General features: G+C 60.5%; 11 protein-coding genes. 1 reads left to right on the top strand and 10 read right to left on the bottom strand.

Annotated features, from left to right (window positions below):
- Positions 1 to 4: 4 nt before the first annotated feature.
- Positions 5 to 856: a 3-methyl-2-oxobutanoate hydroxymethyltransferase gene (gene panB, locus GTP23_RS01040; RefSeq protein ID WP_161033497.1), complete on the top strand. Its 852-nt coding sequence runs from the start codon at positions 5 to 7 to the stop codon at positions 854 to 856.
- 82 nt (positions 857 to 938) lie between these two features.
- On the opposite strand, the gene GTP23_RS01035 is transcribed toward panB, so the two are convergent.
- The 10 genes from GTP23_RS01035 to GTP23_RS00990 form a co-directional block, all read right to left on the bottom strand.
- Positions 939 to 2300, bottom strand: a complete 1362-nt coding sequence (locus GTP23_RS01035) for an aspartate aminotransferase family protein (RefSeq protein ID WP_161033496.1) — start codon at positions 2298 to 2300, stop codon at positions 939 to 941.
- A gap of 10 nt (positions 2301 to 2310) precedes the next feature.
- Positions 2311 to 3645: a glutamine synthetase family protein gene (locus GTP23_RS01030; RefSeq protein ID WP_161033495.1), complete on the bottom strand. Its 1335-nt coding sequence runs from the start codon at positions 3643 to 3645 to the stop codon at positions 2311 to 2313.
- A gap of 29 nt (positions 3646 to 3674) precedes the next feature.
- Positions 3675 to 4973, bottom strand: a complete 1299-nt coding sequence (locus GTP23_RS01025) for an NAD(P)/FAD-dependent oxidoreductase (RefSeq protein WP_161033494.1) — start codon at positions 4971 to 4973, stop codon at positions 3675 to 3677.
- Position 4974: 1 nt separating this feature from the next.
- Positions 4975 to 6348, bottom strand: coding sequence for a type III glutamate--ammonia ligase (gene glnT, locus GTP23_RS01020; protein ID WP_161033493.1), 1374 nt, complete (start codon positions 6346 to 6348; stop codon positions 4975 to 4977).
- Positions 6349 to 6356: 8 nt separating this feature from the next.
- Entirely contained in the window at positions 6357 to 7844 is a 1488-nt protein-coding gene (locus tag GTP23_RS01015) for an aldehyde dehydrogenase (RefSeq protein ID WP_161033492.1), read from the bottom strand.
- 23 nt (positions 7845 to 7867) lie between these two features.
- Positions 7868 to 9340 carry a DUF3138 family protein gene (locus GTP23_RS01010; protein WP_161033491.1) on the bottom strand — a complete coding sequence of 491 codons (1473 nt, stop codon included), beginning with the start codon at positions 9338 to 9340 and terminating at the stop codon, positions 7868 to 7870.
- A 27-nt stretch (positions 9341 to 9367) separates the two neighbouring features.
- Positions 9368 to 10216, bottom strand: a complete 849-nt coding sequence (locus GTP23_RS01005; protein ID WP_161033490.1) for an ABC transporter permease — start codon at positions 10214 to 10216, stop codon at positions 9368 to 9370.
- Positions 10216 to 11124 carry an ABC transporter permease subunit gene (locus tag GTP23_RS01000; RefSeq protein WP_161033489.1) on the bottom strand — a complete coding sequence of 303 codons (909 nt, stop codon included), beginning with the start codon at positions 11122 to 11124 and terminating at the stop codon, positions 10216 to 10218. The genes GTP23_RS01005 and GTP23_RS01000 overlap by 1 nt, the downstream gene beginning before the upstream one ends.
- A gap of 8 nt (positions 11125 to 11132) precedes the next feature.
- Positions 11133 to 12281: an ABC transporter ATP-binding protein gene (locus tag GTP23_RS00995; protein WP_161033488.1), complete on the bottom strand. Its 1149-nt coding sequence runs from the start codon at positions 12279 to 12281 to the stop codon at positions 11133 to 11135.
- Between the two features lie 73 nt (positions 12282 to 12354).
- On the bottom strand, positions 12355 to 13464 hold the full coding sequence (locus GTP23_RS00990) for a polyamine ABC transporter substrate-binding protein (RefSeq protein WP_161033487.1): 1110 nt from the start codon (positions 13462 to 13464) through the stop codon (positions 12355 to 12357).
- Positions 13465 to 13524 lie beyond the last annotated feature (60 nt).

Genomic DNA, 13524 nt, shown 5'->3' with positions numbered 1-13524 from the left:
CGAAATGGCTGCGAGCCAGAAGCCTGCCGCCAGCGCGACGCCTGCACCGGCCAAAACGGCGGCCGTCAAAGCTATCACCGGTCCGACGCTAGCCCAACTGCGTGCCAATGGCGAAAAGATCACCATGCTGACCTGCTACGACGCCAGCTTCGCTGCCCTGATGGATCGCTGCGGCGTGGAAGTGCTGCTGATCGGCGATTCGCTGGGCATGGTCTGCAATGGCCACAGCTCCACCCTGCCGGTCACGGTCGAAGAAGTGGCCTACCACACGGCCGCCGTTGCACGCGGCAGCAAGTCCGCACTGGTGCTGGCCGATATGCCCTTCGGCAGCTACGCCACCCCGCAGGCAGCGTTCGACAATGCCGTGAAACTGATGCGCGCGGGCGCCCACATGGTCAAACTGGAAGGCGGCGCATGGCTGGCCGAAACGGTGCGCTTCCTCACCGAGCGTTCCGTTCCTGTCTGCGCCCACCTCGGCCTGACGCCGCAATCGGTGCACCAGCTAGGTGGCTACAAGGTACAGGGCAAAACGCTGGAAAGCGCCGATCTGCTGAAAGCCGACGCGCTGGCGCTGCAGGCGGCTGGCGCCACGCTGCTGGTACTGGAAGCTATTCCTTCCACGCTGGGCAAGGAAACCACCGACCTGCTGGCCATTCCTACCATCGGCATCGGTGCCGGTCCGGATTGTTCCGGTCAGGTGCTGGTCATGCACGATCTGCTGGGCGTGTTCCCGGGCCGCAAAGCGCGCTTCGTGAAAAACTTCATGGACGGCCAGACCAGCATCGATGCAGCCATCAGCGCCTATGTCAGCGCCGTCAAGGACGGTAGCTTCCCAGCGCTGGAACACTGTTTCTAAGTCGCTCTAAAGCACTCTAAAGCCAGCTAGAGGCATCTAATCCGCTCTAGCTGGTCACTCACTTTTCAAAGCGCAGTGCGAGCTACAGCAACGCCTGCACACACTCCCCGAACGCCGCCACCAGCCGCTGCACATCGTCGCCCGTCGTCGACGGACACACCAGCAGCATATTGTGGAACGGCGTAATCAGCAGCCCGCGGTTCAGCAGATACAGGTGAATGATGTGTTCCAGTTCACTATCGAGTATGGCCTGCGCCTGCGTACCATTCACTGGCGGCACAGGACAGAACTGGAACTCCGTACGCGCCCCCACCTGTGTCACGCACCACGGCAGACCATGGCGCGCAATCACGCCGCGCAGACCATCGGCCAACTGTGCAGCCAGCGCAAACATATAGTCATAGGCCGCAGGCGTCATCACCTGTTCCAGATTGGCGCGCATGGCGGCCATGGCAAACATATTCGCGCTCAGCGTCGTGCCCACGCCGGAATGCCCTGCCGGTGCAGTACGTTTGGCCTGCTCCACCCGTACTGCCAGCGCCGCCGTCATGCCATACACGGCGCACGGTATGCCACCGCCGACCGGCTTGCCCACCACCAGCGCATCGGCTGCAATGCCATGTGCCCGTGCATAACCACCGGGCCCGCTGCTGATGGTATGGGTTTCATCAATCACCAGCAGGCTGCCATGGCGGCGGATGATTTCCTGTGCCGCCTCCCAGTAACCGGGCTGCGGCAGCACCATGCCGATATTCGTCATCACGGGTTCCGCCAGCACGCAGGCCACATCGCCCTTAGCCAGCGCAGCTTCCAGCGCAGCCAGATCGTTAAACTCCACCACCACCGTCTGCTCGGTCAGCGAGTAGACCTGCCCCAGCAGACTGTCACGCTGGGTCGCCACACCATCCACCAGATCGACAAACACGTCATCCACCGTGCCGTGGTAGCAGCCGTTAAACACCAGTATCTTGCTACGCCCCGTAGCCGCACGCAACCAGCGCAGCACGAAGCGGTTGGCATCCGATGCGGACAGGGCAAACTGCCAGTACGGCAGGCCGAAGCGGCGTGCCAGTTCGGCCGCCACGGGTGCGGCATCTTCCGATGGCAGCATGGCCGTATAGCCGCGGGCCGACTGGCGCGCAGTCGCCTGCGCTACGGCAGGCGGCGCATGGCCAAACATGGCGCCCGTATCGCCGAGGCAGAAATCCGTGTATTCATGGCCGTCCGCATCGCGGAAGCGTGCGCCGTTAGCTTCGGCCACAGTCAGCGCAAACGGTGTGGACCAGTCATTCATCCAGTGCATGGGCACACCGAACAGCATGTGCTCGCCGGCCTGCTGTGCCAGCCCTGCCGAGACGGGATTGCGTGCCATATAGCTGGCACGTTCACTAGCGGCGAGCGCCTGTGCGCGCTGCCAGTTCAGACCTGTGCGGGGTGTGTGCATGGTGCTCTCCTCACACCAGCAGCATCAGATGTTCGCGTTCCCACGAACTGATCACGCGGCTGTAGGTGGCAAACTCCAGTTCTTTCACCTCGCAGAAAGCCTGTACGAACAGTTCGCCCAGTATTTCGCTGAGCGGCTTGCACTCGCGCAGACGCATGATGGCGTCTTCCAGATTGCGCGGTAGCTGATCGTGCACATGCTCGGCGCTGCCGTAGGTAGGTTCGGACGGCTGCAAGCCTTCCAGCATGCCGAGATAGCCGCAGGCCAGCGTGGCCGCCATGGCCAGATACGGGTTCACGTCCACCCCGGGCACGCGATTCTCCACACGCCGGTTGCGCGGGTTGGAGTTCGGCACACGGATGCCGCAGGTGCGGTTGTCATAACCCCAGTGCACATTGGTCGGCGCCGACATGAAGCGTGACAGGCGGCGGTAGGAATTCACATGGGGGGCCAGCAGCAGCGTGGCCGCCGAGGTATAACGTTCCAGCCCCGCGATATAGTTGAAGAACAGCGGGCTGGCTTCACCCGTCTCCGTGCTGAAGATGTTGTTGCCAGCCTTATCCAGCACGCTCTGGTGGATGTGCATGGCACTACCCGGTTCGGTCTCCATGGGTTTGGCCATGAAGGTGGCAAAGATACCGTGGCGCAGTGCCGTCTCGCGCACGGCGCGCTTGAACAGGAACACGCGATCCGCCAGTTCCAGCGCCTCCCCATGGGTGAAGTTGATTTCCATCTGCCCGGCACCGGCTTCGTGAATCAGCGTTTCCACACCCAGATCATGCTGCTTGCAGAAGGTAGACAGTTCGAGGAAGAAGGGGTCGAAGTCATTCACCGCATCGATGGAATACGACTGGCGGCCGGACTCCGGCTTGCCGCTGCGGCCCAGCGGGGGTGCCAGCGGTTCATGGGGATTGCTGCTGCGCGCCACCAGATAGAATTCCATCTCCGGCGCCACCACGGGTTGCCAGCCGCGCGCTGCGTACAGCGCCAGCACACGGCGCAGCACAGCGCGTGGCGACAGGCCGACCGGCGAGCCATCGAAATTCTGGCAGTCGTGAATCACCAGCGCCACATTCTCGGCCGCCCACGGCACCTGCCGCAGTGTGGCCAGATCAGGCTTGCAGATCATGTCGGGATCAGTCGCCCCTACATACGGCAGGTTGTTGGGCTGTTCGCCGTTCACCGTATTCAGTAACACGCTCTTGGGCAAACGCATTTCGCCTTCGCTCAGGAACAGGTCCTTGGGGAGTATTTTTCCGCGTGCAATGCCGGTCATGTCAGCTATCACACACTCTACTTCGTGAATATTACGTTCACGCAGAAAATCCATCATGACCTGCTCCATTTTACGTCTCCCGTCGTTACATCAATTAGTTACATCAAATCTTTAATCCTGTGATACAGCATGCCTAGTACGAGGGCCGGTGTGCGCAACGCTGCGCCGCCGGGGAAGTTGTGGTGGCGCAGACGCGCCAGTAGATCGAAACGGCTGGCCTGCCCGGCTATCGCCTGTGCAGCGAGCTGGCCCGCCATGCCTGTCAGGGCCAGACCGTGGCCGGAGAAGCCCTGCAGATAGTATATATTCGGATCGAGCCGGCCGAAGTCGGGGCCGCGATTCATGGTGATGTCGACAAAGCCACCCCACGCATACGGCACGGCCAGATCGGACAGTTGCGGGAACACGGACAGCATGCGCTGGCGCATGGAACCGGCCAGATTCAGCGGCGTCGCTCCGCTATAGCTCACGCGCCCGCCGAACAGCATGCGGTGGTCGGCCGTCGGGCGAAAGTAGTCAAGCACGAAATTGGTATCGCAGACGGCAGCGCGATGGCGTATCAGTTCCGCCGCCCGTTCCGGCGCCATCTGTTCTGTCGCGATGATGTACGTCCCGACCGGCATGATGCGCGGTGCCAGTTCCGGCGCTACCGCATTGCCATACTCGTTCAGGTACACATTGCCGGCCATGACGACGAAATCACAAGTTACGCTACCCTGCTCCGTATGCACCACGGGGCGGTTTGCGCGGTGCACCTTGTGTACTGGCGAATTCTCATAAATCTGCACCCCGGCCGCACGGGCCGCCGCTGCTATCCCCAGCGTGTATTTGAGCGGATGCAGATGGCCGGACTGCGGATCATACACACCCGAGTGGAAGCGGTCGCTGGCGATCCAGTTGCCTACGTCAGCAGGCGCAATCGGCTGCACGGCATAGCCGTAACGCTGCATCAGCTGCTCGCTGTAGCCGGCCAGTTCGCGCGCCTTGCGCGCATTCACGGCTAGGCTCATATAACCGGGCACAAAGTCGCAATCGATCTGGTGGTCGGCAATCCGCTGACGCACCAGCGCCAGTGCATCCACCGTCACCTGCCACGCCTCGCGCGCGGCCGCTGCATCAAGTTGCGACTCGATCGCATCATCGCTGGCATAGCCGGCGATCAGCTGCCCGCCGTTACGGCCCGAGGCACCCCAGCCTACCGTCTTGGCTTCCAGCAGCGCGACAGTGAAGCCGCGCTGGCGCAGTTCCAGCGCAGCGGAAAGTCCGGCCAGACCGGCGCCCACCACGCAGACATCGGCGCGTATCGCGCCTGCTAGCGAAGCTTCAGGCGTGGGTCGGGAGACGCTAGCCTCGTAATAAGAGTTCTGCGTCAGGTGCACTTCTCTTTTCAGGAGCATGTCAGTATCGATCCAGATATCGGGCGGTTTCCCACGCACTCACGTGCTGGCAATATTCCAGCCATTCCGCCTGCTTCAGCGTGGTAAATTCCTTGACCAGACTGGTGCCCAGCGCGTCGGCCAGCACCGTATCAGCCTTGAGCGCAGCGACGGCTGCACCCAGATTCTGTGGCAGCATCTGCAACCCCAGTTCGGCACGCTGCGCGGCCGTCATTTCGTACACATCTTGATTGACCGGCGCACTTGCGGCCAGATGGTTCTCGATACCATCGAGACCTGCGGCAATCACACCAGCCAGCGCGAGATAGGGATTGGCCGAGCTATCAGGCAACCGCCATTCGATACGCTGGTACACCACCCGCGCCACCACCGTGCGGTTATTCTCGCCGTAGCCGATAAACGCTGGCGCCCAGCTGGTGCCGGACAGCGATTCGCCGCACATCAAACGCTTGTAGGAGTTCACCGTCGGCGCGCACAGCGCCGTCAGCGCTGGCGCATGGCGCAGCAGCCCTGCCATGAACTGATAGGCCAGAGGCGACAGGCCTAGCCCATGTTCCCCCTGCTCCGCTTCACCAGCGCCCAGCGCGAACAGCGGCTTGCCGCTCGCATCGGCCAGTGACAAGTGAAAATGCAGCCCGCTACCGGGGCGGTCGGCAAACGGCTTGGGCATCATGGAAAACAGCATGCCCTGCTCTTCCGCCAGGTGGTGCGCCGCCATCTTGAACAGCATGAAGTTATCGGCCGCCTTGAGCGCATCGGCATAGCGGTAGTTGACTTCGAACTGGCCAGTGGCATCCTCGTGGTCGATCTGGAATACACCCAGCCCGCACTGATCCAGCCCTGTGCTGAGCTGGTCGAGGAAATCGCGCTTGCGCATCAGGCTCTTGCTATCGTACGAAGGCTTTTCCAGCGTATCGCCGGATTCTGCATCGTAGCCCTTGGCGCCTTTCTCGAGCAGGAAGAATTCCGGTTCCAGACCAGCGTTCAGGGTCCAGCCATATTGCGCCAGCCGCGCCACCTGCTTGCGCAGCACCTGCCGCGGGCAGGCATCGAAAGCTTCGCCCGCCACATAGCCGTCGAGCGCCACCCGTGCATAGCCGGGCATCCACGGCATAGGCTGCAGCGTGGCCAGATCGGCACGGCCATAGTATTCGGAACGGGCGCCGTTGCGCGGCAGCCCCGTGCCCCAGATCGACGGCCCAGAAAAGCCCGCACCGGGCGCCACGATATCGGCCAGGTAGGCCAGCGGTATCAGCTTGCCTTTGGCTGCGCCATGGATATCGGTGAACTGGGCGAAGACATATTTGATGCCTTGCGCGGCCAGCTCACGCTGCTGCTCGGTGACGGAACGGGTAGTCGAAGTGGTGCGATTCATGGGAACTCTCAGCCGATCTGTATCCAGGTGGTTTTCAGCTCGGTATATTTATCGAAGGCGTGCAGCGACTTGTCGCGACCATTGCCCGACTGCTTGTAACCGCCGAACGGCACGGTGATATCGTCGCCGTCGTACTGGTTGACGTGCACCGTACCGGCACGCAGCGCACGCGCCGTCTGGATGGCTTTGGACAGGTCGGCCGTCCACACGGCAGCCTGCAGACCGTAGGAGGTCGCATTCGCCTGTTTGATGGCATCCTGCAGGTCGGTAAAGCTCAGCACCGACAGCACAGGGCCAAAGATTTCTTCTCTGGCGATTTTCATCTCGCTGCTCACGCCATCGAACAGCGTAGGCTCGACGAAGTAGCCACCGCTGGCCGTACGCGACTGCTGGCCGCCCGACAGCAGACGGGCACCATCAGCCTTGCCAGCCTCGATATAGCCGAGCACTGTCTTCATCTGGGTCGCATCGACTATCGCGCCCATCACGGTGGCTTCATCGAGCGGATCGCCGGGCTGATAGCTCGGCATCATGGCCAGCGCCTTTTCGATGAACTGATCCTTGATAGAGGCTTCCACGAACAGGCGCGAAGGCGCATTGCAGCTTTCGCCCTGATTGAAATAGATGGAACCGATGGCTGCTGCCACGGCCGCATCCAGATCGGGGCAATCGGCACAGACGATGTTGGCCGATTTACCGCCCAGCTCCGTCCACGCCCGTTTCAGGTTGGACTGGCCAGCCATCTGCATGATCTGCTTGCCCACACGGGTGGACCCCGTAAAGCCTATGCAGTCCACATCCATGTGCTGCGCCAGCGCCGCACCGGCCTCGTGGCCATAACCGGGCAGCACATTGAATACCCCGGCCGGTATGCCGGCTTCCAGTGCAATATCAGCCAGACGCAGGGCCGTCAGCGGCGATTTCTCCGACGGCTTGAGCACTACGCTATTACCCGCTGCCAGTGCCGGCGCGATCTTCCACGCCGCCATGATCATCGGGTAGTTCCATGGCACGATGGCAGCCACCACACCCACCGGCTCGCGCGTAATCAGGGCCAGACTGTTATCGGCCGTCGGCGCGATTTCGTCATACACTTTGTCGATCGCTTCGCCATACCAGCGCAGGCAGTTGGCCGTCGCGCCCACGTCCACGCTCTGGCTGTACTTGATAGGCTTGCCCATATCCAGCGTTTCCAGCAGCGCCAGTTCGGCACCGTGCTGCTGTACCAGATCGGCAAACTTGATCAGCACACGCTTGCGCTGCGCAGGCGACTTACCCGCCCAGCGCCGGTCTTCAAACGCAGCGCGCGCCACGGCGACGGCGACATCAACATCGGCAGCATCGCAGCGTGCCACCATACCCAGCTTGCGTCCATCTATCGGCGATAGATTTTCGAACTGCTGTCCGGCCACAGCCCATACCCGCTGGCCGCCGATTACGGCGCGGCCATCGATTTCCAGTTGTGCTGCACGCTCATGCCACGATGTTGCTGTCATCTTCGCCTCCACTACTCTCTTTTTTAGAAACTGACCACCGTCGAAACACCCAGCACGTGGTTGTCTTTGCGGTAGTTTTCATCAAACGTCTTGAACACATTGCCGGACGAACGGTCGTAGCGGTATTCGCCCTTCACGTTCACACCGGGCATCAGCGCATAGTTCACACCCAGCGACAGGGCGTAACGGCGCGTACCCTGCGTAGGATCGGAGACCACCCAGCTGCTGCCATCGAACATCATGCTGGAACCGAAGCCGTTGCGGCCATCCGGGCAATTGGCATCGGCGCCCGTAATGTCTTTGCAAGTGCCGCCAAAGGTGGAGCCGAATACGCCGCCGCCATTGCTGCGGTTGTTGATGTAGTCGAAGCGGGCAATGGTTTCGAATCGTGGCGTGATCTTGTACGAAGCCAGGCCGGACAAACCGAACCAGTGGGTGCCGTTGCCGCTGTAGGCATTGCTGCTAGTAGCTTTCTGGCGGCCATACGACAACTGGCCCTGCACGTTCCAGTCACCCCGGGTGAAGTAGCCATCCACTTCCATCAGGTCGAGGCGGCCGAACTGGTCGTGATCGTCAAAGCCGGCGTGGATGCCGGAGAAGCCGAAGCCATTGAACTCGCCCTTGGCGTAGTCGACGCGGTAGAACAGGCCCGGCGTTTCACGCTTGCCCGTATCGATGCGCGAACGGTTCAGGTTACCCACCAATACCTTGGTGTCCCACTGGCCGTTGACGAACTCCATACCGGCGCCCGTGTAGAAGTTAGCCGCCGAGAAGTCGAACAGCAGGTTGTGGGTAATCAGCTTGTTCTGGTTCGATGGAATCAGCTCGTAACCCGTCCAGTCAGCCCACTGACCGGCGATCAAGCGGGTGTTCAGGTCACCCAGCGGCACCACCAGCGTGGCTTCATGCACCAGATTGCCGAAGTTGTAGCCAGCACCCGCGCTCTTACTAGGCATCATGGTCAGTTTGACCTTGGTACCGCCTTCCAGTTCCTTCTCGAAGTTCAGCATGCCGCTGCCGAAGAAGGTATTGTCGTAGCCGAAGGTCTCGGTCGAGCCATTCACCGCGCTGTTATTGTTCAGGAATACGAAGCTCGACGTCTTCGCATTGCGGTTATACATATAGGTCGGATCAATATAACCGGAAATCTTCACGCCCTTGAAGCCATTGGCTTCGGTGGCGTCTTCCATCGCTTCGGTCTTGATGCGGATGCGATTGAACTCGGCCGGATCAACACCGTTATCGGCTACCTGCGCTACCTTGGCGCTCACCTCGGCAGCCTGGGTGCTAGCCTGCGCTGCCTGTGTGCTGGCCTGTACCGCCTGCGTGCTGGCCTGCTGGGCCTGTGCGCCGGTCTTCTCGATCAGGGCTTCCAGCCGCTTGACCTGATTTTTCAGCGCTTCGAGTTCGGCCTTCAGCTCCTTATTGGTCTGTGCGCCAGCAATCGCTGGGTAAGCAACGGCCAGTGCCAGTACGACTTTCTTCAGTATGTGCATAGCTACTCCTTATGATTGTTGTAAGCGTTACTCGTTATCTGCTTTGAAGGCAGCGGAAATCTGTTTCTGCCGCAGGCGCTCGGCACGCGCCATGTACAAACTCGAAGCAACCACACCGATGGAAACTACCAATATCGTTAATGCTGCTACAGCGTTCACCCGTGGATCGAGGCCCAGACGGGCGCGCGAGAAAATCACGATCGGCATGGTGGACGAGCCGGGGCCGGACAGGAAGGCCGACAGCACCACATCGTCCAGCGACAGGGTGAAAGTCAGCAGCCACGCCGAACCGAGCGCCTGCGTGATATTCGGCAGCGTGACGAGGAAGAACACCTGATGGGGCTTGCAGCCTAAATCCATGGCCGCTTCTTCCAGCGACTTGCTCATCTCCTGCAGACGCGATTGCACCACCACAGCCGCATAGGCCATGCCCAGCAGCGTATGCCCCAGCCAGATGGTGGTGAGGCCACGCTCAGGGAAGCCGAACAGCTTCTGCACCGACACCAGCATCAGCAGCAGCGACAGGCCGATAATCACTTCCGGCATAACCAGCGGTGCGCTGACCATGCCCGAGAACAGCGTGCGACCATAGAAGCGCTGGTAGCGGTTCAGCACAAACGCGGCGAACGTACCCAGTACTACGGACGCGCAGGCCGTCAGCACGGCGATGCGGATCGACAGCCAGAAGCCGCTGATGATCTCCGTGTCGTTCAGCAGTTCCGTGTACCAGCGCGTCGAGAAGCCGCTCCAGATCATGTCCTGCCGCGAGCTGTTAAACGAGAATACGACCAGTACGATGATAGGCAGGTAGAGGAACAGATAGCCCATAGCCAGCCAGCCGCGCCCGAACCAGCGCTGTAACCAGTTTCCACTCATTAGCGGGCCTCCTGTTCGGCTTTGTATTTGTTAAAGATCGCCATCGGCACAAGAATCAGCAGAATCACCACCACCGTCACCGACGAGGCCATCGGCCAGTCGTTATTGGTGAAGAATTCATCCCACAGCACGTGGCCTATCATCAGCGTTTCCGGACCACCCAGCAGTTCAGGAATCACGTACTCGCCCACGGCCGGGATGAACACCAGCATGGAACCGGCAATGATGCCGGACTTGGATAGCGGCACGGTGATGCGCCAGAACGTCTGCACCGGCGTGGCACCGAGATCGGCGGCCGCTTCGAGGAAGCGGATATCCATCTTCACCAGATTGGCGTACAGCGGCAGGATCATGAACGGCAGATAGGCATACACCATGCCGATGATCAGCGAAAACTGGGTGTTCATCAGGTGCAGCGGCTCGCTGATCACGCCCATGCTCATCAGGATGTGATTGAGGATGCCGTTGTTGGCGAGGATGCCCTTCCATGCATAGATACGCAGCAGGAAGGAGGTCCAGAACGGCAGCATCACCATCATCATCAGCACGGGACGCAGGGTGGTACGCGAACGGGCCATGAAGTAGGCAAACGGGTAGCCGATGATCAGGCAAAGCACCGTGGTGATGGCGGCGAACTTGAGCGAACTCAGATAGGTCATCACATACAGGTCGTCCTGCGCGATGAACAGGTAGTTGGAGATCTTGACCTTGAGCGTGATCACCCCGTCGACCATGGTCATCAGGGTGCCGAACGGATTGCCGCCATCCGATTCCGTGAAGCTGATGCGCATCACGATCAGGAACGGCACGAGGAAGGCAAAGGTCAGCCACAGGAAAGGCACGGCGATAACGACCCGCCGTCCCGTAATCCAGCGCAGACTCAAAGCATGGGTGATAGCTTTTTTCATGGCGTCACTCAGCTGGTCAGTGCCACGATATCGGAACCATCCCACCACGCATGCACGCGCATATCGCGTTCCAGCGTAGTGGTCTGGTGGCGCGCCGCATTGGTACGCGAGACGCGCAGATCCATGCCGCTATCGAGCCGTACGTGGTAGCGGGTTTCGTTGCCGAAGTAGGCCAGCGCCGTAATCACGCCGGAAGCCTGGTTGTAGCCCTGCTCGGCCAGACTGGCGCGCTGCTGGTCGGTCGGTGCATCGAGCTGGATGCAGATTTTCTCCGGACGCACGGCAATGGCCACTTCCATGCCCATGGTGCCGGTAATGCCGTGGTTGATGTAATGCTTGCCCTCGGGTGATTCGACAATCACGTGGTCCGGCTGATCCACCACCACGCGGCCTTCGAACATATTCACGCTGCCGATAAAGTCAGCCACGAAGCGGCAGTTCGGGGTCTCGTAGATTTCGTCCGGCGCCCCCACCTGCAGGATGCGCCCCTCGCTCATGATGGCGATACGGGTGGCCATGCTCATGGCTTCATCCTGATCGTGCGTCACCATCACGCAGGTCACGCCCACTTCTTCGATGATGCTGACCAGTTCCATCTGGGTCTGCTCGCGCAATTTTTTATCGAGTGCGCCGAGCGGTTCATCCAGCAGCAGCAACTGCGGACGCTTGGCCAGGCTGCGTGCCAGCGCCACGCGCTGTTGCTGGCCGCCGGAAAGCTGGTGCGGCTTGCGCCGGCCATATTTGGCCAGTTGCACCAGATCGAGCATCTTCTTCACACGCTCGGCCACCTGGTCTTCCGGCATACCGTCGCGGCGCAGACCAAAGGCCACGTTGTCCCACACCGTCAGGTGCGGGAACAGCGCATACGACTGGAACATCATGTTGATCGGGCGCTGATACGGCGGCACGCTGACGATGTTCTGTCCGCCCAGCAGGATCTGGCCCGAAGTCGGGGTTTCAAAACCGGCCAGCATGCGCAGCAGGGTCGACTTACCGCAGCCGGAGCTACCAAGCAGGGCAAAGATTTCGCCTTTGTTGATGTTGACCGAGATGTCATCCACAGCGCGTACGCCGTCGAACGACTTCACCAGATTCCGGATCGCCAGAAACGGCTGGTCGGCGTCTCGTACCGACGTAGCAATAGAAGCTTTATTCATGATAGAGCAGTCAAAAAATCAAACGGACATGCGGCGGCCGCACCCGGGCCATGCCGGGTGCCCGTTAAGTCGATCAAAGGCCGGTTTTGAACTTGGTATAAACGCGCGTCATCACGCGGCGGGTATCGGAGCTGTAAGGCTCTGGCACCGTCATACGCTTCTTGTCTTCGTCGGACAGATAGATGGTCTTGTTCTCGGCCAGCTCCTTCTTCACGAACTTGAGCGCAGCCGCATTCGGATTGGCGTAGAACACCTTGTTGGTCAGACTGGCGTGCACCTCAGGACGGGTGATGTAGTTGATCCACAGGTGAGCATTGTTCGGGTGTGGCGCATCGGTCGGGATGGCCATGGTATCGAACAGCAGGGTGGCGGTGGTCTTGGGAACCAGCGCGACGATGTTGTTGCCGTTCTTGGCGTCGATGGCGCGCTGACGGGCGATGTTGATGTCACCGGACCAGCCCAGCGACAGGCACAGCGACCCATTGGCCAGGTCGTTGATGTAGCCGGACGAGGAGAACAGGGTGATGTAAGGACGGATCGATTGCAGCAGACGGCCGGCATCCTGGTAGTCGGAAGCGTTCTTCGAGAAAGCAGGCTTGTTAATGTACTGCAGGGCAGGCGGCAGAATTTCGGAAGGCGAATCGAGCACGGAGACGCCGCAGGACTTCAGTTTCGAGACATATTTCGGATCGAAGATCAGATCCCAGGCATTTTCCGGCATGGGCATGCCGCCCAGTGCGGCCTTGACCTTGTCCACGTTGATGCCCAGCGTGGTGAAGCCCCACAGCCAGACTACCAGATGTTTGTTGCCCGGATCGAGCTTGCCGATCAGCGCCTGCAGCTGCGGGTCCATATTGGACAGATTCGGCAGCTTGCTCTTATCCAGTTCGCGCAGCAGGCCGCCATCGATCTGCAGCCTCGCCCAGTTGGACGACGGTACCACGATGTCGTAGCCGGTCTTACCTGCCGCCAGTTTGGCGTGCAGGACTTCGTTACTGTCGAACAGGTCGTAACGGACCTTGATGCCGGTTTCCTTTTCAAAGTTCTTGATGGTGTCTTCGGCGATGTAGTCCGACCAGTTGTAGATGTTCAGGACTTTTTCTTCCTGCTGGGCAGCGGCAGGAAGCGCGACTGCTGCGGTCAGGGCGGCTGCAGAAATCAGGCTGGCTAGCCCGCGGGACATTCGATGCTTTAGTGCTGGATTCGGTGTCATTATTATTTTCCTCTTTCGATCTGTTGAGAA

The sequence above is a fragment of the Duganella fentianensis genome (genome assembly GCF_009857835.1).
In the GTDB taxonomy this organism is placed as follows: domain Bacteria; phylum Pseudomonadota; class Gammaproteobacteria; order Burkholderiales; family Burkholderiaceae_D; genus Rugamonas; species Rugamonas fentianensis.
This window is presented reverse-complemented; position numbering and strand designations above follow the sequence as displayed.